The sequence below is a fragment of the Brevundimonas denitrificans genome, from assembly GCF_030160755.1.
In the GTDB taxonomy this organism is placed as follows: domain Bacteria; phylum Pseudomonadota; class Alphaproteobacteria; order Caulobacterales; family Caulobacteraceae; genus Brevundimonas; species Brevundimonas denitrificans.
The window spans coordinates 20,520-39,417 of sequence record NZ_BSOY01000033.1; the positions used below are offsets into that span (position 1 = coordinate 20,520).

Consider the following 18,898-nt stretch of genomic DNA (forward strand, 5'->3'; position numbering starts at 1 on the left):
GAGATGCTCGAGGCGGTCAGCGATTGCCTTCCGGACCCGGCTGCGACGCGGGCGGCGTCTCGGGCGAGGGCGTCTCGTCGCGGTCGGGCAGGTCCGGCGGACCGGCGCGCAGCCTCGGATTGATGAAGCACAGGGCCGTCGCGGCGGCCAGCAGCACGGCGTTGGCGATGAAGGGCGCCGGTTCGGCCAGCTCGTACAGGGCCACGCCGATCACCGGCGGGGCGAGGAAGCTGAGTCCGGCCAGCGACATCATCAGGCCGGCGATGGCCCCCTGTTCGTGCGGGCCCACCGACAGGGATGATCCGGCCGTGAACCCGGGCCGGGCGAAGCCGACGCCCATGGAAACCACGGCATAGCCGACGACGACCCCGTAGTAGCCCGGCGCTGCGATGCTCATCAGGTTTCCGACCAGGGCCAGGGCCGCGCCCCAGCGCATCAGGTCGGCGGGCTGCAGCTTGAGCAGCGGGATCAGACCCCACTGGGCCATCAAGGTGGCGGCGGCGCCCGCCAGCATGGCGATGCCGATGAAGGGCTGGGCGTCGCGGACGGCGATTCCCGTCGCCGACAACTCATCGATGATATGAAAGCCCAGCACCGAGATATTGGCCGCCTGGGCTCCGGTCACGAACAGGCCGTAGAGCAGATAACCGCGCACGCGCCGGTCCTTCCACAGCCCCTTGCCGGCGTCGCCGCGATGGCCGCTGGGCGAAGGGACGCGCACCACCTCGCCGCTCGGCAGTTTGCGCCAGACCACGATCAGCACCACGGCCCCGAACAGGGCGAAGGCGTACATGGGACCGGCGAGACCGATCAGCGGCAGGACGAAAAAGGGCGCCAGCGCCGGGCCGATCACCGTGCCCAGCCCCTGGGCCGAGGCCAGCAGCGACATGGCCTGGGTGCGCTGTTCCGGAGTCGTGCGGTCGGCGACATAGGCTTGGGAGGCGATCGGCGCGGCCGAACCAAAGACGCCGTAGATGGTGCGCGCCACCGCCATCAGCACGAAGGCCACCCCGGCGCTGAGCCACTGCTCCAGTCCCGAAGTGGCGGCCAGGCCGAAGCCGCTCATCGAGACGATGAAGCCGGCCAGGCCGATCATCATGACCCGCTTGCGGCCAAGGGTGTCGGACAGCCGCGCCCAGAAGGGCGAGGCGACGGTCCACATCAGGGCCGAGATGGCGAAGGCCCCGGCGACGAGGGTGTCCGAAAGCCGGAACTCGCGCCCGATGGCGGGCAGCACCGACTGCAGCGCCATGTTTCCCGCCGCCGCGATCAGGCTGACGGCGAACAGGATGGCGAAGGCGGGGGAGCGAAGGTTCACCGACGCAGTCTAGGCCCGCCGCCGCCCTGCGTCATCTGACGCATATAACCTCTTTGTTTCAGTTCTTGCGCCGATCCCACGGTCCGCGCACGGTAGCGGTTCTCGGACATTGGGGACCGCCATGACCTTCCGCCGCCTGCTCGCCGTCTCCACCCTGTCGTTGGCCCTGTCCGCGGGCCTGGTCCACGCCCAGACCGCGCCGGTCGCCCTGGATCGCATTGAAGCGGCGGTGACGGCGGAGATGCCGAAGGTCGTCGCCTGGCGCCGCGACCTGCACGCCAACCCCGAGCTGGGCTTCGCCGAGACGCGCACCGCCGCCCTGGTGGCCGCGCATCTGCGGGCGCTCGGGATGGAGGTTCGCACGGAGGTGGGCAAGACCGGCGTCGTCGGCGTGCTGCGCGGCGGACGGCCGGGCGGGGTCGTCGCCCTGAGGGCCGACATGGACGCCCTGCCGGTTCTGGAGGCGACGGGCCTGCCCTTCGCCTCGACCGCGACCGGGACCTATATGGGCAATACGGTGCCGGTCGCCCACGCCTGTGGCCACGACGCCCATGTCGCCATGCTGATGGGCGCCGCCGAGGTGCTGGCCGGGATGAAGGCCGACATCCCCGGGACGGTCGTCTTCATCTTCCAGCCCGCCGAGGAAGGGGCGCCTCCGGGCGAACCGCTGGGCGGCGCGCGGCTGATGATCCAGGAAGGGGCGCTGGCTGACCCGCGGCCCGAGGCCATCTTCGGCCTGCACGTCGTGCCGGGACGGCCGGGGACGCTGTTCTATCGCCCGCGCGGATTCATGGCGGCCTCGGACCGCGTCGACGTCACCCTGCATGGCCGCCAGACCCACGGCGCCTGGCCGTGGAAGGGCGTCGACGTCATCGCCGTGGCGGCCCAGATCGTCCAGACCATCAACACCCTGACCGCGCGGACCATCGACCCGACCACGACGCCGACGGTCTTCACCATCGCCACCCTCGACGCCGGGGTCCGCTACAACATCATTCCCGAGGAGGCGACGCTGTCAGGCACGCTGCGCACCTTCGACATCGCCCAGCGCGACGACCTGGTGGCCCGCACCCGCGTCGCCATCGACAATGTCGCCGAGACCTATGGCGCGACGGCCGAGTTTTCGGTGCGCCAGAACGCGGCGCTGGTGTTCAACAATGAGGCGCTGTCGGCCTGGCTGGCCCCGGTCCTGACCGAGGCGGCGGGCGAGGGGAACGTCAATCCGGCCACGCCGCCGACGACCGTGGCCGAGGACTTCAGCTATCTGTCGCAGGAGGTGCCGGGCGTCTTCTACCACCTCGGCGGCTCCAAGGACGGCGTCGATCCGTCGACCTCGCCGCCGAACCATTCGCCGGGTTTCGACGTCAATGAGGCGGTCCTGCCGGTCGGCGTCCGCGCCCATGTGCTGAGCGCGATCCGGTTTCTGGAGCGCGACTGACCCGTGGCCGACAGCGAACTGGAGCAGCTGAAGGCGCGCCGGGTGACCGCCCTCTATCGCCTCGACCTCATCGGCAAGGGCGCGCAGCTCACCTATGACGACGGCACGCCGGTGGACATGAAGTCCGAACAGGCGCGGCTGCAGGAGATGGTCGCCGACCTCGACCGGCGGATCGCCCGGCTGGAGGCGACGCTGCACTGACGGCGGACCCCGGCTTCGCGCGGAAGGCCGGCAACCACGTTTCTCAATGCCCCGGCAAGGAACCCGGCGCATCCTTCGGGGGTCGAACCGGAGAGGGTCATGAGCAATCTGCCCGTTCAACTGCCGCCCATGAGGCTGCAACGCCGCGGCAGTCTTCGGCGCGAGGTCTTCTATTTTCTGGTCGCCTTCGCGGCGATGTTCGGCGGCGCCCTGCTGGCGCTCGACCTGCTGTCGTAGGCGCGGTCGAAGAAGGTCCGGATCACCGCCCGGTACACCTCGGCCAGGGCCTCGATCTCGGCCACCGGCGCGCGTTCGTCGATCTGGTGCATGGTCTGGCCGACGAGACCCAGTTCCAGCACCGGACACAGGACGCGGATGAAGCGGGCGTCCGAGGTGCCGCCGGTGGTCGAGGCCTCGGGGCGGCGACCCGTGGCGGCCTCGACCGCATCCTGCACGGCGGTGACGAACGGTCCCGGCTCGGTCAGGAAGGCGTTGCCGGAGCACAGATGCTCCAGTGAAATCTGCAGGCCCGAAGCGGCCTGGGCCTCGCCCGCCATCGCGTTCAGCCAGGCGATCAGCTCGTCGCCCGTGTGGGTCGGATTGAAGCGGATGTTGAGCCGCGCCCTAGCCTCGGCCGGGATGATGTTGGTCGCCGGATTGCCGATGTCGATGGTGGTGATCTCGAGATTCGACGGCGGGAATTCCGGATAGCCCTCGTCGAGGACATGGGCGGCCAGCCGGGCCAGCAGCTTCGCCATCACCGGCGCCGGATTGGCGGCGCGGTCGGGATAGGCGACATGACCCTGTTTGCCCTGGACGGTGATCCAGGTGTTCAGCGAGCCGCGGCGGCCGACCTTGATCATGTCGCCCAGGACGCGGGACGACGACGGCTCGCCCACCACGCAGGCGTCGATGACCTCGCCCTCGGCCATCAGGGTCTCGACCACCCGTTTGGTGCCGTGCAGGGCCGGGCCCTCCTCGTCGCCGGTGATCAGGAACGACAGGCTGCCGGGGACCTCGCCCTCGGCCAGAATATGCGAGACCGCCGCCACCCAGGCCGCGATGCCGCCCTTCATGTCGACCGCGCCTCGGCCGTAGAGGACGCCGTCCCTGACCTCGGCCTCGAACGGGCCGGAGGACCAGGCCTCGGTCGAGCCGGTCGGCACCACGTCGGTGTGGCCGGCGAAACAGAGGTTGGGGCTCGCCGTCCCCCGACGGGCGTACAGGTTTTCGATGTTCTCGAAGCGCATCCGCCGGCAGTGGAAGCCGAGCCCCGTCAGGGCGCGTTCCAGCACATCCATCGCCCCCTCGTCGGCGGGGGTGACGGAGGGCCGGCGGATCAGGTCGCGGGTCAGGGCGACAGGATCGATAACGGGAGTTGATGCGACGCTCATATGGCTGTGCTTTACGGGGTTCGGACGACTGCGAGAAGGGCTCCCTCCCATGCCGAAGATCGACATCGACAACGCGCCCACCGGACACGGCACGGGCTATCCCGAGGAATTCGCCGGACCGTGCAAGCCGCGGCGCCGCTGGCGGCTGGGCGACGCCGTCGGCCTGGACCAGTTCGGGGTCAATCTGCTGCGCCTGCCCGCCGGCGCCTGGTCGAGCCAGCGACACTGGCACGAGGGCGAGGACGAGTTCGTCTGGGTGCTGGAGGGCGAGGTGGTCCTGGTCGAGGATGAGGGCGAGACCATTCTGCGCGCCGGGGACTGCGCGGGCTGGAAGGCGGGCGTGCCCAACGGGCACGTCCTGCAGAACCGCTCCGGGGCGGAGGCCGTCCTGCTGGAGGTCGGCACGCGCACGCCGGGCGGGGATTCCGGCGACTATCCCGACATCGACATGCAGTTCCGGCAGGGCGGCTATTTCCACCGCGACGGGACCCCGTATCCGAAGGTCGACCGCCGCACGTGACTGAAACCCTCGAGACGACCGAACCGGTCCAGCCCCCGCCGCCGCCCGAGGGGCCGGCCAGCCCCTGGGCCATCCGCGACTTCCGCCTGCTCTGGGTCGGGCGGGTGGCCGCGGTGCTGGGCATCCAGATCCAGTCCTCGGCCCTGCTGTGGCAGGTCTATGAGATCGCGCGCCGCGACCATCCGATCGAGGAGGCCAGCCTGTATCTGGGGCTCGTTGGCCTGTGCCAGTTCCTGCCGCTGCTGGCCCTGACCCTGCCGGCCGGCGCCCTCGCCGACCGGCGCGACCGCAAGAACACCGTCACCCTGTCGGTCATGGTCGAGGGCGGCTGTGCGCTCGCCTTCCTGCTGATGGCGCTGCACGGCGCGCCGCCGCTCTGGGGCCTGCTGGCCGTCGCCGCCGTGTTCGGCGCCGCCCGCGCCTTCCTCGCCCCCGCCAGCCAGGCCTTCCTGCCGATGGTGGTCGGACGCCGCGCCCTGCCGCCGGCCATCGCGGCCCAGTCCATCGCCTTCCAGACCGGGGCCATCGCCGGGCCGGCGCTGGGCGGCGTGATCGTCGGCTTCTCTGTGCCGGGCGCCTATGGCGTGGCGCTGGCCATGTTCGCGATCGGCTTCGCCAGCCTCTTGCTGATCCGCACCAGCGGCAAGCCGGCCCCGTCGCCGACCCGGGTCTCTCCGGTGGAGCAGGTGAAGGAGGGGCTGGCCTATGTCTGGAACACCAAGATCGTGCTGGGCGCCATTTCGCTGGACCTGATCGTGGTGCTGCTGGCCGGGGTCGCCCTGCTGACCCCCATCTTCGCCCGCGACATCCTGCATGTCGGGGCGGTCGGCTTCGGCCTGCTGCGCGCCTCCTTCGGCGCCGGCGCCCTGCTGGTCGCCCTGTATCTGACGCGCTTCCCGATCGTCGCCCACGGGGGCCGCTGGATGTTCGCCTCGGTGGCGGTGTTCGGCGTCTGCACTCTGGTCTTCGGCCTGTCGACCAGCGTCTGGCTGTCGGGCGCGGTGCTGTTCCTCGGCGGGGCGGCGGACATGATCAGCGTCAACATCCGCCAGACCCTGATCCAGCTGGCCACGCCCGATCATATGCGCGGCCGGGTCAGTTCAGTGTCGATGCTGTTCATCGGCGCGTCGAACGAACTGGGCGAGGCCTATTCCGGCGTGGCCGTGCGCTTCCTCGGCCCCATTTACGCGGCGGTGTACGGCGGCCTGGGCGCGCTGGCGGCGACGGGGCTCTGGGCGCGGTGGTTCCCGGACCTGCGGAAGGCGGATCGGCTGGAGTGAGGAGGAGTGGCTAGTGGCTAGTGGCTAGTGGCTGGCCACCCGCGGTGCGACGGCGCGGACCGCGCCGCCCTTCCGCCGCCAGAGACGCGGCAATCCCTAGCCACTAGCCACCAGCCACTCCTTCACCATGGCTTGAAATGCTTCGACAGCTTCAGCCCCTGCCGCTGGTAGTGGCTGCCGCCCTCGCCGTAGAGGCGGGTCGGGCGTTCGGTCAGGGGCTCATAGACCAGCCGGGCGACGATCTGGCCGTGCTCCAGCAGGAAGGGGGTGTCGTGGGTCCGCACCTCGAGCACGCCCTTGGAGCCCGCGCCGTGCGCCTCGTCCGTGCCGAAGCCCGGATCGAAGAAGCCGGCGTAATGGACGCGGAACTCGCCGACGGACGGATCGATCGGCGTCATCTCGGCGGCCTGGTCGACCGGGATCTCCACGTCGTCGCTGGAGGCCAGGATGTAGAACTCGCCCGGATCGAGCAGCAGTTCGCCGCGCCGCAGGGTCAGCGGCTCCCAGAAGTCGCGCGGGTCGTGGCCGTCGATGTTGTCGAGGTCGACGACGCCGGCGTGACGGCGGCCGCGGAAGCCGACGATCGACCCTTCGCCGCCCTGCAGTTCGACGCCGACGCTGCGGGTCTCCAGCTTGGGCGGCTCGCCGGCCTTGAGCCGCAGTTGGTTAAGACGCGTGCCCGGGCGGACGAGGATGGGGAAGGTCTGGGGCGAGATCTCCAGATACAGCGCCCCCTCATAGCCCTCGGCCACGTCGTCGAACGACGCGCCGCGATCGGTCAGCAGGCGCACGAAGACGTCGACCCGGCCGGTCGAGCTCTTGGGATTGGCGCGGGCGATCAGGCCCTTGGGCAGGCTCAGCCGCTCCTGCAGGCGGGCGATATAGACGCAGCCGCGCTCCAGCACGACGCCGCCCGACAGGTCGATCCGGTGCATGGCGACGTCGGCGATCCGGTCCTCGACGGTGCGTTTGCCGGGCAGGAAGGAGGCGCGCACGCGCCAGGCCTGGTCGGACAGCCGCAGGTCCAGACTGGCCGGCTGCACCTGGTCGGCGTCGAAGGGGGTGTCCGAGGCGATCGCGCCGCCGGCGATCAGGGCCTCGATGGACTGGCAGGGCAGGATGCCCGGAATCGTGTGTTCGTAGGACTGCATCCGTCCGGCTTACACGATTTTTCGCCGCGTCTCCTCTCCGACGAGGGCAAGGCCGCGCTTGACGTGGGTCCGGGTTCCGCGACCATGGGCGGATGCACGATACGCGCGCCTATGAAGCTGAAACCGACGGGATCGTGGTCCGCGTGCGGCCCAGCTATCTGGCCGGCCAGTCCGATCCGGACGCGGGCCGCTGGGTCTGGGCCTATCAGGTCGAGATCGTCAATCTGACCGGGGTGCCGGTGCAGCTGATGGCCCGGCGCTGGGTCATCACGGACGCGCGCGGCCATGTCGAGGAGGTGCGCGGGCCGGGGGTGATCGGCGAACAGCCGACCATCAAGCCGGGCGAAAGCTATGCCTATGCCTCGGGCTGTCCGCTGGGCACGGCCTCGGGCTCGATGGTCGGCGGCTATTCCATGATCGACGCCACGGGGCGGACGTTCGAGGCCGCCATTCCGGCGTTCAGCCTCGATGTGCCGGGGGACCGGCGGGTGCTGAACTGAGTGGTTAGTGGCCAGTGGCTGGCCAGCGCCTGTGCGACGGCGTTGACCGCGCCGCCCTTCCGCAGGCCGTGAAGCAGCAGTCACTAACCACCAGCCACTAATCACTGCGAACCCGCGAAGCAGGTGAGGGGCTGCGTCAACCCGGAAAAGCGCAGCCCCGCCCCAGTACTCGAGGCCCCGTGCGGGTGGCGCCTCGAGGCGGAGGGCGGCTCTCTAGAAGCCGTTCATGACAGCCGTATGGCTGAATTGGTTAATCAGCGGTGATCCGATCGCCGCCGGAGCGGCGACCGGACCCGAGGCGCCGAGCGCCAGCGCCCTTTAGATGTAGCGCCGCAGGCTGCGGGCCAGATCGGTGGCGCCGCCGCGCTTGACCTGGGGCTGGTAGGCGACGCGGGCGTGTTCGATGCAATAGACGCCTTCCGAGGCGCGGCGGCCGCAGAAGCTGAACTCGGTCGAGGACGGGTCGCCGATCGGCCATTTGCACATATGGGCGCCCAGGGTCATCACCGTGGCGGTGCCGGGCAGGTCGGGCATCGGGGCCGGAACCGAGGGGGCGGTCGCGACGCGCGGCTGGACCGCCTCGATGCGGCGCGGGGCCGGCGGCGCCTGGGTCGGCTGGATCGGCCTGCCGGGCGTGCTGCTCTGGGCCTCCGCCGCCGGCCTCAGTTTCGTGGCCGCGCGCCTGTTGGTCGGCGGCAAGGTCTCGGGCGAAGACCGCCTGCCCTTCGGCCCCTGTCTGGCGGCGGGCGTCTGGCTGACCTGGATGCTGGGGCCGCTGGGGCTCTAGGCGGGCCAGTCGCTTGCGATCCTTCTCTTACGTCAAGCGAGACACCCGCTAGGCTCTCCGTCCCACGCCCTCAGGAGACCGACCATGTCCGATGTCCGCCGCCGGCTGATGACGCGAAAATCCAACATCGGCGAGACGCGCCTCGCGGACAGTCCGGCGCACGGCGAGCTCCGGGACGGCGAAGTCGTCCTTGCGCTCGACCGGTTCTCCCTGACCACCAACAACATCACCTATGCCGCCTATGGGGATGCGATCGGCTACTGGCGCGTCTTTCCGACCGGCGAGAACGACTTGGGCATGATGCCGGTCTGGGGTTTCGCCGATGTGGCCGCGTCCCGCGCTCCCGGCGTCGACGTCGGCGCGCGCGTGTTCGGCTATTTCCCGATGGCGGACACCCTGGTCGTCCAGGCGGAAAAGATCCGCCGGGGCGGCTTCGCGGACGCCTCGCCGTGGCGAAAGGCCGTGCCGGATATCTACAATCGCTATGTGCTGTGCGCGGCGGATCGCCACTATTCAGCGGCGTTGGAGAACAGCGAGGCCCTGTTCCGCCCCCTCTTCATCACCGCCTATACGGCGGTGGATTTCCTGAGAGAGAACCAATTCTTCGGGGCGCGCCGCATTGTCGTATCGAGCGCATCCAGCAAGACCGCCTATGGCGCCGCATGGTGTCTGGCGGACGACGACGTCACGGTCATGGCCCTGACCGGCGCGCGCAATCGCGCCTTCGTCGAGGGATTGGGCGTCTATGACGCCGTCCATGGCTATGAGGCGGTAGAAGGGTTGGAGACGGGTATGCCCACCCTGTATCTCGACCTGGCCGGCGATGCGGCGCTGCGTCGCCGCCTGCACGCCCGGTTCGGGACCGACCTGACCTACGACTGTCTGGTCGGTTCAACGCAGAGCGACAGCTTCACAGCCGACGATCCGGCGCTGACCGGTCCGAAACCGGTCTTCTTCTTCGCCGCCACCTGCCTTGACCAGCACCGGACCCAGGGGACGCTGCACGCATTTTATGACCGGTTCCTTGCGGACCAGCGCGCCTTCTTCGGACGGGTCGTCGATCCCGTATCGCCCTGGATTCACATCGTGGAGCACGGCGGCCTCGAGGCGGCCCGGGGCGTGATCCGTGATCTGGCGGACGGTGTGTCCGATCCGATGGAGGGCGCCATCGTGCGGATTGCTCGCTGAAGCTCAAGCCGACGAGTGGCGGCTCGACAGCCCGGAACGCCCGGCGGCTTCACACCATCGACTGGAAGGGTTCTGGCGGAGACGCAGTCCGTTAAACTCCTGTCCGGGACCATCCGACGGTGGTTGAAAACCCCCTATTAAATCAACGCATATCAGAACGATTTGTCTGGCTTTGTCCCGCGACGTCCCCCAGAATCCACGCTCAATGTTGGGGCACGGGTTGGGGCACCGCGATGGCGAGACAGCTAAACAGACTGAGCCCGAGGGCGGTCGCGACGATCACCAAACCGGGCAGGCACGCGGACGGCGGCGGGCTCTATCTGTCCGTTGGACCGGGCGAGGCGCGACGTTGGGTGTTCCTGTTCCGCTGGCGCGGCAAGCTGAAGGAAATGGGCCTTGGCGGCTTCTCCAGCGTCACGCTGGCCAAGGCGCGGGAGAAGGCGACAGCAGCGCGGGCGCTCGTGGCCGATGGCGTCAATCCGCTGGAGGTCAAGCACGCCAACGCGGCGGTGCCGACGTTTGGCGAGTTGGCCGACGCGGTAGTGAAGGACCTGGGCCCGCAGTGGAAGAATGAAAAGCATAAGGCGCAGTGGGCGGCGACCCTGACCACCGATGCGGCGAAGCTGCGGCCGCTTCGGGTGGATAGGATCGAGACGGCCGACATTCTCGAAACGCTGAAGCCAATCTGGAGCCAGAAGCCGGAGACCGCCTCCCGGCTTCGCGGCCGGATCGAGCGCGTGCTGGAGGCGGCGAAGGCCAAGGGCTTCCGCACGGGAGAGAACCCGGCGCGCTGGAAAGGTCATCTGGACCACGTCTTGCCGAAGCGCCGGAAGATGACGCGTGGCCATCATGCGGCGCTTCCCTTCGCCGACGTTCCCGCGTTCGTTGGGGAGCTTCGCGGCCGGACCGGAATGGCCGCGCTGGCGCTGGAGTTCGTCATCCTGACGGCCGCACGCTCCGGCGAGGTCCGGGGCGCGACGTGGAGCGAGATTGACCTGAAGGCGAAGCTCTGGACGGTCCCGGCAGAGAGGATGAAAGCCGGGCGCGTTCACCGTGTGCCCCTATGTGAGCGGGCGGTGGTCATTCTGGAGGAGCTGAAAACCCTCTCCGACGGCAGCGGCGGTTCACTCGTGTTTCCGACGCCCAAGCCGGACGTTGGATTGTCGGATGCGGCCTTCAGCGCCTTGCTGAAGCGGATGGGCAAGAAGCCCGGTACTTTGACGCCACATGGCTTCCGGTCCAGCTTCCGGGATTGGGCGGGCGAGGTTTCCACCTTCCCCCGCGACGTGGCGGAGTTGGCCTTGGCGCACGCGGTCGGCGACATGACGGAACAGGCTTACCGGCGAGGCGATGCGCTGGAGAAGCGTCGAAAGCTCATGGATGCATGGGCCAGGTTCTGTGAACCCAGCCGGAGCGCCCGTGTGGTTCAGTTGGCGCGACAATGAGCCCGACTCCCGAGCCGCCGACACCGGAGCCTCGCGACGCCCTGCTGAACGCTGAGAAGGCTGCCTTTGACGCAGCGTTTTCAGAGCGGCGGTGGCAGGACGCGACCAGAGAGCGAATGGCGGGACTCTATTTCAGAGCCGTCGCTGCGCTTGGGGCAGCGGGCTACGATATCCGCGCCAGCAATGCTCGCACCGACGAGACCCTCTCGCCTGCCCTCAACTACGAAACGCTCGAATTGATCGCCAAGGTTTGCAGGCAGGCCGTCTCGAAGATGGGCGACGATACTCCCGCCCTTGTCGAAGTCGCAGCCGAGAGCTTCATGGCACTGGAGGCGGTCCAAGCCATTCTGGAGGGTTGGGACAGCGAGTCGGAAGATGAGGGGGTCAGAACGGCGAAGCTCATCCTCCTCGGTAGTCAGATGGGCATGTTCAGCAGCATCCTCGCGCAATGGGAGACGGGGCAGATCGACGCCGCTGCCGCGAACGCTTGGAAACTATATCGGCAGGGCGAGGCTCAGCGCGGGCGTGTCGCGTCTTGGGAACAATCCTTTCTCCCGCACGCGGTCGCCGACTGTGAGGGCAGGACGCACGTCACCCTCGCTTCATTGGTGCGGTTGGCGAAGGAATGGGCCGGTGCGGAGCGGGCGGCAGGAAGGAACCCCGGCTTGCCTGGAACCGACGACGGCATTGAGCGGGGTATCAAGCGAATGGAACGCCGGGCGGTGCTGACCATACCGGGACGCTCGAAGGTTGACGGGGGCGGGTCCGCTTAGGGTCGTGGAGCTAGAGTCCGCTCCCGACCCATTGCCGACATTGCATCGCGGTTGCGTGCGGAGAATTTTCCATGCAATCTTCAGTTATGGAGAGATCACCCGCGATGTTTGGCCGCCCGCTGACGATGCGTCAGAAGCGCCAGCTTTTGAAGGACCGTTATCACCTGATGGTCGGACCCATGCTTCTGGTGTTGGGCGTCAGCTTGGCAACTTCCGAGCCATCATCGATGGTTTTGGCATGGGTGGCGGGCACCTTCATCTTTGGGTTGACCGTAAACCGCATCGTGCCCTGAGCGTGACGCTCTGGGCGTTATACCAGTCCGCTTTCCACCCTTAGGCGACCGTCTGCTCCCGACCCATTGCAGACATTGATGAATGGATTACGGTCGACAAATGGGCAGAGCAACACGACTTCAATGGGTGGCGGCGATAGCTGCTGTCGGCGCCGTCTGGTTGGCAGCAGGGGCTGTAGGGATTTGGATTGGCATTGACATAGGCCGCGCCACATTTGGCTAAGCGTGCCCAGACGTGTCGCCGGATCCTGTGGACATGAACTAACGTCCGTTAGCGCTCCGTAGCCAACGTCACCTACCGACCCAAAGCAGACATTGCTGTGTCGGCTCCCGGCGTGTTGTTTTTGCCGGCCTCATGGCATCGCCAGCGTGACGCTGCCACTTCAAGCATACGACTCGGCGGCGCTGTAAGAGTGGCGAGAATGCCCTTCAGCGATACGCCGCAGCATCCTGCTGGTGACTCGTAGGCTCGGGCATTTTCGACAGCGCTTGGAGGAGTCCTGAGACGCTCAGGGGCTTGGGCAGGTGCAGATCCGCACCCGCGTTGAGGCTCGCCTCAATGTGTTGTGGCAGATTATTTGCGGTGAGCATGATGATCGACGTACGGAGCATGCCGTGTTGACGCTCGATATCTCGGATCGCGATTGTCGCGGCCACGCCGTCCATGACCGGCATCATCATGTCCATCAAGATGACATCAAACTTCTCGTTGACGAACGCCTCGACGGCTTGTTTTCCGTCATCAACGGTAGCGACCTCAATCCCAATCGCTTGCAGGAGGAGTTGGGCAACGCGACGGTTCGTGGCGTTGTCATCAACTACCAGCACGCGGCCCATACCCTCAGGGGTCACGGGCGGCGGAGCGTCATCTGCGGGCGTCTGGGCCGCTTGCGGAAGCCGCAGCGTCACCCAGAATGTCGCCCCGTGCCCGGGCTCGGAATAACAATCTATCGCGCCACCCATCCTGGTCACCAGGTCACGCGATATCGCCAGCCCCAGACCCGTCCCGCCAAATCGGCGTGTTATTGACACGTCGGCCTGTTGGAACCGACCGAAGATCACCCCGCGTTGTTCGTCATTGAAGCCAATCCCGGTATCGCTGACTTCAAACCGGTAGTCGTCCTCACTGCGGCGGACAGAGATTGAGATTGAGCCTCGCTCAGTGAACTTGATCGCGTTCGAAACGAGGTTGTTGAGCACCTGCGTAATCCGCAGCGGATCGCCGATCACCGGAGAAGTGGCGTCAGAATCTAAATCAACGGAGAGGGTGAGGCCCTTCTCGTGTGCGGCCAACTCGCAGATGTTCCTGACACTCTCGACGACGTCGGGAAGGGACATGTTCACTTCGGTCAGCACCAAGTTGCCCGACTCGATCCGCGCGAGGTCGAGGACATCCCCAACGAGTTGCGCTAGTTGATCCGACGATTTCCTGATGATGGATGTCAGTTCCCTCTGATGATCTGACAGCGATGTTTGCCGCAGCAAATCGACCACACCGATGACCCCATTCAGTGGCGTTCGAAACTCGTGGCTCATATTGGCGAGGAATGAAGTTTTGGCTTCGTTTGCCGCCTGTGCTTCGGTCGTAGCGACCTCCAACGCGTTAGCGTGTGCCTTGCGTTCAGATATGTCGCGGATGTTGGCGTGAATGTGCGGTACTCCGCGTTCGTGAACGACTGCCATCCACAACTCTATTTCAACAGGAGTTCCGTCTTTTCGACAGGCGGTCAGGTCCATCCGGCGCCCTGTTCGGGCAACGCCGCTTTGGCGCCACCGAGCGAAGCCTTCGTTGTGAGCCGCCTTGAAATCGTCGGGAACGATAATGTTGATATTCGCGCCGACCGCGTCAGCGGAGGAGAAGCCGAACAATCGTTCGGCACCGTCTGACCAATAGGTGATGAAACCGGCTTGATCGATGTCGATCAGGGCGTCAGCAGACGCTATCAGGGCGGACTCAATTGACTGAGTGCGATGGCGGGCGGCGAGGTCTTCCGCAACGATCTTTGCCAGACTGGATAACTGGCCTGACAGAACAGAGTCGAAGGGCCTCGGTTCAGCGTCAAAGACGCACAGGGCCCCTACAGCATAGCCATTCACAAGTATCGGTGCGCCCGCATAAAACCGCAGGTGGGGCGAGCTACGGACCCTCGGGATGCGGGCGAACCGAAAGTCCTTACTGGCATCCTCGACCCACAGAAATTCAACGGGTTCGGCAATTACGTGTGTGCAGAACGATGACCATCTGCAGGTGTCCTCTCCCTCGAAGTTCGCCCCGCCCGAAAACCAAGCGCGTTCACTATCGACGAGTGCGATCAAGGCCGATTGGGTCTGGGCAAGACTGCGCGCGTGCGCACAGATTTCGTCATGCAGCGGGGAGCGTATCTGGTCCAATAGGCCGAACGAACGGACCATGTCGACCCTGTGCGCTTCGCGGTCAGTCGGCGGAAGCGTGATCATTTCGGTCGCCCCTAAACTGCTAACGCGAAGACGACTCCAAGAATTCAGGGTCGCTAGTTTTCAACACCCGTATAGGTCAGACGCTCGGCAGCACGGTTTCTCCAGTCTGAGAAAACAGATCGGATAGACCGATCAGTCGCACACCGAGATTAATCTTTTACTCATCTGCGGGTTAGCAATTCCCGCAACTTGGAATGGTCAGGCTTAAGGTAACGCTTGGGCGTTTACCGACCCGAACCAGCACGCCGCGGGCGTGCTCGTCGACAGGCGAGAGAGCGGGTTCCTGGCAAAAGCACTCACAGTCCGGCCCAAGGCAATCGCCCTTGGGCGGACGTCCGCTTTCCCCCCATAGCGGACCCTGAGAGAGTCCGCTCACGGAAGCGCTGACCGACAGGTCAGACTCTATAGGGCGGGCTTTGTCCTCTCGCGCACCGGCGCATATGCTCGACTCAATGCTGCGAGGGCCGGTCGAGATGAAGCGCATAGTCGAGCATGGCCTCCTGTGGCTCATGGTCATCGGTCTCCTACCCGTGGGGCTGCTCATGCTGCTTGGCACGTTGGTCAACGCTGCAATCGCGGGAGCGGTAATCGCGGCATTCGCGCTGCTCGTGTTCCTGTTCACCTATTTGAATCGCAACAGTCCGGCTGCTCAGATGAGGCGGCCACCCGCAAAGAGCGCCCCCTCTGACGCCAAGGACGGGGGGTGACTGAAGCCTTCCGTCGGGGTCGCAAGCCTCGCGTCGGCTCCCGACCGGTCCCTGCATCGTCCAGTTGTGTCCCAGCACCTGAACAGGACGATTTCCGTCCGGTGGTGCCGGACCCGACCGATGACCGTTGAACCGATCAAGCCCCTCGCCTTCACCATTCATGACGCGGTGGCCTATTCCGGCCTATCTCGCTCGCGCCTCTACACTCTCATTCAGTCAAACGAGCTTCCGTCGCTCCAGGTCGGCGGCCGCCGGATGATCCTGCGGGATGACTTGGATTCGTTCTTTGCCCGGCTCGCTCAAGCGGCATGAGGCGAAAACAGAATAGGACGCCGCTGAGGGCTGATTGGACAGCGGGAGGGATGCGGGCCCGCCTTCTACGCCCTTGCGCCTCCAGCGCCGCCCCAGAGGCCCGGCGGACGGCAGTTGCTGCGGCGAGGTTTCCCGCAGTCCGCGCCCTGCCGCCGCTTGTCGGGGGCCGCTCGTGTCACGGTGTCCCGGATCGTCTGCCGTTGAAACTGGCGAGAAATGCCCATTGGCAAGCAGCATCGCCAGCGTCCCAAGCATCTGAAATAGATGCAAATAGATCGGGAGCGGTGGTGAGGCTGGAGCGGTCGCGCCTTCCTTATAAGGTTGTCGCGCATGATCGGGGCTTCTCACCCCTGCCCGGCCGTGGCGGAGCGAGGAACCGGGCTGACCGGGTGACCACCGGGTTGAATGAGCGAGACACCGGCAAGGTCTTGGCCGCCACCGCGAAGGCCCTAGAGATCGGTCTGCCCTTCAACCGCTTCACGACCGTCCATTGGGATGCGGCGAGCGTGGCGGATGGTCTGAAAGCGACGCGGCGACTGCTGAAACTCATTGGCGATTGGATGCGGTCGCGAGGGCGGCTGGCGGCGTTCGTTTGGGTTCGGGAAGATGGCCAGGGCAAGGGGGCCCACCTCCATGTTCTGCTTCACCTGCCCCCGGACCTAGTCGAGGCATTCAACGGCTGTCAGCGCGGATGGCTGAAGGCGTGCGGCGCGCGATGGCGCAAGGGCGTCCTGAAAACCAGATCCATTGGCCGGACCTATCGGCAGGCTCTAGGGGGTGGTCCGGACTACCTCGCTAACCTTGCTGAGACGGTCGATTATGTCCTGAAGGGAGCGGACCACGGGACGCGCGAGCGGTTCGGGATAAGGCGCGGCGAGGATGGAGGGTCGGTAGTGGGTAAGCGCTGCGGCGTCTCCCAGAACCTAGGCCCGGCAGCGTGCGGAGCGGGTCTGATAATACAGGCCAATACAGAGGAGTTCGGAAAATCTGGAGGGGTTCATGGGCGGCTATAGCTCCGGCCGATACAGGACCCGCAATCGGGGCAGCGTGGAAGCGGCCTGCCGGATCGATATTCGGTATCTGCGAAGGGTAGGTGCGCTGCGCGAAGGCGGCTCGACCACCGGCACGCTGCGCTGGAGCCTTCACGGGCGGGAGACGGGCAGCGTCGGCTATGTCGTCACCCTGAAGCCCGATGACCGGCACTTGGCCGTCACCTTCAGCCACAAGGGAGAGAATCACCGCCACGTCATCCGGCTGGAGGCGGTACCGATGCGGTTCGGGGGCTTTCGCTACTATGCCTTCTGCCCGCGCTGGGGGCGGCGGTGCGAGGTCCTGCCGATCATCGGCGGCGTCATCGCCTGCCGTCAGTTTCACCGGCTGGCCTATGCCTCGCAGTCAATGGACCGGCTGGGGCGGCTCAGGGAAAACGTAGAGCGCTGCGAAAAGCAGTTTCGCCAGCGGCCCCGGCGGGGGGCGAACCGGCGACGGCTTTTGGCAGCCTGGCACAGTGCGGAGCAAGCGTTTGAGGGGCTGTTCGCGACGGAGGGACTGCGCCGGTTTGGTCGCTATTTCTAACGTCGGCCTTCGCGCCCGGCTCCTACAGCGCCATTGCAATGACGGCCAAGCGCTGACCGCTTCCAGTATCTGACAAGGACACAGCGGCACTACAGGTAGCTTTTTCTGGACAGTCACGCCCCCCAACCACAAGGTGCGCGGATGGTCCTGCACAACATTCAGGCATTGCGAGGCGCGGCGGCTCTCGCGGTTATTTTCTACCATATTGGCCCGCTCAGCGGCGAGTTTCAGTTCCCGATTGGTCGGGCCGGTGTGGACGTGTTCTTTGTCGTGTCAGGCTTCATCATGGCCCACATTTGGGGCCGTTCCGACCGGTTCCTGCTGGACAGGGCAATCCGCGTCCTGCCGCTGTACTGGATTATCACGGCGGCTGCCTTCGTCGGCTTTGCGGCGTTCCCAGCCCTTCAACCGGAGACCCCGCCGAACCTGCTTCAATCGTTTCTACTCCTTCCCGGCGAGACCTCGGGGTGGGCGCTGATCGTAGCTTGGACGCTGGTTTGGGAGATGATCTTCTACGGCCTGTTGACGGTCTTTCGTCATCACCGGCCCTTCCTGACTACAGGGATCGTTCTTGTGGCCATGACGCTCACCGGGATTGTGTTCCGCCCGGTCGAGCCCGTTGCGGCGATGCTAACCGCGACGGTGGCTCTGTCCTTCATCGGCGGCATCCTGATTGCTCGCTGCAAGGCCCATCCACACGCTAGGATCGCGCTGGCGTTAGGCATCGTCTGGTTCGCGGCCTATGCCGCCCTCGGCCTCCCTCTAGAGGCGCACGACTTCTGGCGGGGCGTATGGTTCGCGCCCCCGGCCATGCTGCTTGTGTACGGGGCGGTGGGCGTCGCGGGTCGGATCAGGCCTCTGGAGCATTTGGGCGATGCCTCCTATTCGCTTTATTTAACGCACGTTCCCGTCATGGCGGTGCTTGCCAAAACGAGCGAGATGGCGACCGGACAACGACCGCCCGCGCTGCTGCTGCTCATAGCGACGATAGCAGCGGCGTGGCTGACCTATGTCTGGATTGAGCGGCTGCTGATGGCCTATTTCAAGAAGCTCAGGTCTGAATCGCGCCCGGTCCTCACGATTTCCTAGCTAGTCGGCCTGCGGGTCCCAACTAAACCCACCCGTTGGGGCGCAAGTTAGGGCAGACTCCACGCCGCGTATAAATAGTTTGGAAAACCAATATCTTGGCAGGGTGACTGGCGGAGACGCAGGGATTCGAACCCTGGGTACCCCTTACAGGGTACGACGATTTAGCAAACCGTTGCCTTCAGCCACTCGGCCACGTCTCCGGCAGGCGGCGTGATTAGCCGAGCAAACGGACCGGCGCAACGGTCAACACGCAGCGCGTTCGCGAATGGCCCAGCGTTAACGGGACAGTGAGGGCGGGCGTGCATGGTGGGCGGGAACTCCCCTGCCGCGAGCCCCATGACCGAAGCCGTCCGCCGCCACTCGTTCGACGCCGCCCTGTCGGGAGCCGGCGTCATGGACGCCTCGGGCCTTCAGGCCCTGGCCGCCGCGGCCGTGTCCGCGCCGCCGGCGGCCACGTCTGAACTCCAGTC

The 18,898-nt window shown here is 66.2% G+C and carries 19 protein-coding genes, 1 tRNA gene and 1 pseudogene; 15 read left to right on the forward strand and 6 right to left on the reverse strand.

Annotated features, from left to right (window positions below; translation table 11 throughout):
• Positions 1 to 16: 16 nt before the first annotated feature.
• On the reverse strand, positions 17 to 1,318 hold the full coding sequence (locus tag QQJ79_RS08670) for an MFS transporter (protein ID WP_284222532.1): 1,302 nt from the start codon (positions 1,316 to 1,318) through the stop codon (positions 17 to 19).
• Positions 1,319 to 1,439: 121 nt separating this feature from the next.
• Here QQJ79_RS08670 and QQJ79_RS08675 point away from each other — a divergent pair, with 121 nt between their 5' ends.
• The 3 genes from QQJ79_RS08675 to QQJ79_RS08685 all read left to right on the forward strand — a co-directional run bounded on the left by QQJ79_RS08675 (position 1,440) and on the right by QQJ79_RS08685 (position 3,194).
• A complete protein-coding gene (locus QQJ79_RS08675) occupies positions 1,440 to 2,756 on the forward strand; it encodes an amidohydrolase (protein ID WP_284222533.1) in 1,317 nt (438 codons plus the stop codon).
• Positions 2,757 to 2,759: 3 nt separating this feature from the next.
• Positions 2,760 to 2,957, forward strand: a complete 198-nt coding sequence (locus QQJ79_RS08680; RefSeq protein ID WP_284222534.1) for a hypothetical protein — start codon at positions 2,760 to 2,762, stop codon at positions 2,955 to 2,957.
• 99 nt (positions 2,958 to 3,056) lie between these two features.
• Entirely contained in the window at positions 3,057 to 3,194 is a 138-nt protein-coding gene (locus QQJ79_RS08685; RefSeq protein WP_284222535.1) for a hypothetical protein, read from the forward strand.
• 8 nt (positions 3,195 to 3,202) lie between these two features.
• On the opposite strand, the pseudogene dapE reads toward QQJ79_RS08685, so the two are convergent.
• Positions 3,203 to 4,351 (reverse strand): annotated as a pseudogene (gene dapE / locus QQJ79_RS08690) (succinyl-diaminopimelate desuccinylase); the annotation flags it as partial.
• 49 nt (positions 4,352 to 4,400) lie between these two features.
• Here dapE and QQJ79_RS08695 point away from each other — a divergent pair.
• Both QQJ79_RS08695 and QQJ79_RS08700 read left to right on the forward strand, forming a co-directional pair.
• Positions 4,401 to 4,871: a cupin domain-containing protein gene (locus tag QQJ79_RS08695; protein ID WP_284222536.1), complete on the forward strand. Its 471-nt coding sequence runs from the start codon at positions 4,401 to 4,403 to the stop codon at positions 4,869 to 4,871.
• Positions 4,868 to 6,151 (forward strand): MFS transporter, encoded by a 1,284-nt coding sequence (locus QQJ79_RS08700; protein WP_284222537.1) that lies wholly within the window; start codon positions 4,868 to 4,870, stop codon positions 6,149 to 6,151. The genes QQJ79_RS08695 and QQJ79_RS08700 overlap by 4 nt, the downstream gene beginning before the upstream one ends.
• A 122-nt stretch (positions 6,152 to 6,273) precedes the next feature.
• On the opposite strand, the gene QQJ79_RS08705 is transcribed toward QQJ79_RS08700, so the two are convergent.
• Positions 6,274 to 7,302 (reverse strand): 2'-deoxycytidine 5'-triphosphate deaminase, encoded by a 1,029-nt coding sequence (locus tag QQJ79_RS08705; RefSeq protein ID WP_284222538.1) that lies wholly within the window; start codon positions 7,300 to 7,302, stop codon positions 6,274 to 6,276.
• Positions 7,303 to 7,394: 92 nt separating this feature from the next.
• On the opposite strand from QQJ79_RS08705, the gene apaG reads away from it, so the two are divergent.
• A complete protein-coding gene (apaG, locus tag QQJ79_RS08710; protein ID WP_284222539.1) occupies positions 7,395 to 7,802 on the forward strand; it encodes a Co2+/Mg2+ efflux protein ApaG in 408 nt (135 codons plus the stop codon).
• A 318-nt stretch (positions 7,803 to 8,120) separates the two neighbouring features.
• Here the strand turns inward: apaG and QQJ79_RS08715 are convergent, their stop codons facing one another.
• A complete protein-coding gene (locus QQJ79_RS08715) occupies positions 8,121 to 8,468 on the reverse strand; it encodes a GcrA family cell cycle regulator (protein WP_431307584.1) in 348 nt (115 codons plus the stop codon).
• Between QQJ79_RS08715 and QQJ79_RS08720 the strand changes: the two genes are divergently transcribed.
• From QQJ79_RS08720 to QQJ79_RS08740, 5 genes are all read left to right on the forward strand, one after another.
• Entirely contained in the window at positions 8,386 to 8,589 is a 204-nt protein-coding gene (locus tag QQJ79_RS08720) for an A24 family peptidase (protein ID WP_284222550.1), read from the forward strand. The two genes, QQJ79_RS08715 and QQJ79_RS08720, sit on opposite strands and share 83 nt — an antisense overlap.
• Positions 8,590 to 8,673: 84 nt before the next feature.
• Entirely contained in the window at positions 8,674 to 9,777 is a 1,104-nt protein-coding gene (locus QQJ79_RS08725; protein ID WP_284222540.1) for a DUF2855 family protein, read from the forward strand.
• A 233-nt stretch (positions 9,778 to 10,010) separates the two neighbouring features.
• Complete coding sequence (locus tag QQJ79_RS08730; protein ID WP_284222541.1) at positions 10,011 to 11,222, forward strand: tyrosine-type recombinase/integrase; 1,212 nt, start codon at positions 10,011 to 10,013, stop codon at positions 11,220 to 11,222.
• A 116-nt stretch (positions 11,223 to 11,338) separates the two neighbouring features.
• Entirely contained in the window at positions 11,339 to 11,995 is a 657-nt protein-coding gene (locus tag QQJ79_RS08735; RefSeq protein ID WP_284222542.1) for a hypothetical protein, read from the forward strand.
• 71 nt (positions 11,996 to 12,066) lie between these two features.
• Positions 12,067 to 12,288, forward strand: a complete 222-nt coding sequence (locus QQJ79_RS08740) for a hypothetical protein (protein WP_284222543.1) — start codon at positions 12,067 to 12,069, stop codon at positions 12,286 to 12,288.
• Positions 12,289 to 12,717: 429 nt separating this feature from the next.
• Here the strand turns inward: QQJ79_RS08740 and QQJ79_RS08745 are convergent, their stop codons facing one another.
• On the reverse strand, positions 12,718 to 14,745 hold the full coding sequence (locus tag QQJ79_RS08745) for an ATP-binding protein (RefSeq protein WP_284222544.1): 2,028 nt from the start codon (positions 14,743 to 14,745) through the stop codon (positions 12,718 to 12,720).
• Between the two features lie 827 nt (positions 14,746 to 15,572).
• Between QQJ79_RS08745 and QQJ79_RS08750 the strand changes: the two genes are divergently transcribed.
• The 4 genes from QQJ79_RS08750 (at position 15,573) to QQJ79_RS08765 (ending at position 18,428) form a co-directional block, all read left to right on the forward strand.
• Complete coding sequence (locus QQJ79_RS08750; RefSeq protein ID WP_284222545.1) at positions 15,573 to 15,764, forward strand: helix-turn-helix domain-containing protein; 192 nt, start codon at positions 15,573 to 15,575, stop codon at positions 15,762 to 15,764.
• A gap of 389 nt (positions 15,765 to 16,153) precedes the next feature.
• On the forward strand, positions 16,154 to 16,777 hold the full coding sequence (locus QQJ79_RS08755) for a hypothetical protein (protein WP_284222546.1): 624 nt from the start codon (positions 16,154 to 16,156) through the stop codon (positions 16,775 to 16,777).
• Positions 16,764 to 17,339: a hypothetical protein gene (locus QQJ79_RS08760; protein WP_284222547.1), complete on the forward strand. Its 576-nt coding sequence runs from the start codon at positions 16,764 to 16,766 to the stop codon at positions 17,337 to 17,339. The genes QQJ79_RS08755 and QQJ79_RS08760 overlap by 14 nt, the downstream gene beginning before the upstream one ends.
• A gap of 141 nt (positions 17,340 to 17,480) precedes the next feature.
• A complete protein-coding gene (locus QQJ79_RS08765; RefSeq protein ID WP_284222548.1) occupies positions 17,481 to 18,428 on the forward strand; it encodes an acyltransferase family protein in 948 nt (315 codons plus the stop codon).
• 108 nt (positions 18,429 to 18,536) lie between these two features.
• On the opposite strand, the gene QQJ79_RS08770 is transcribed toward QQJ79_RS08765, so the two are convergent.
• A tRNA-Ser gene (locus QQJ79_RS08770) sits at positions 18,537 to 18,628 on the reverse strand.
• Positions 18,629 to 18,898 lie beyond the last annotated feature (270 nt).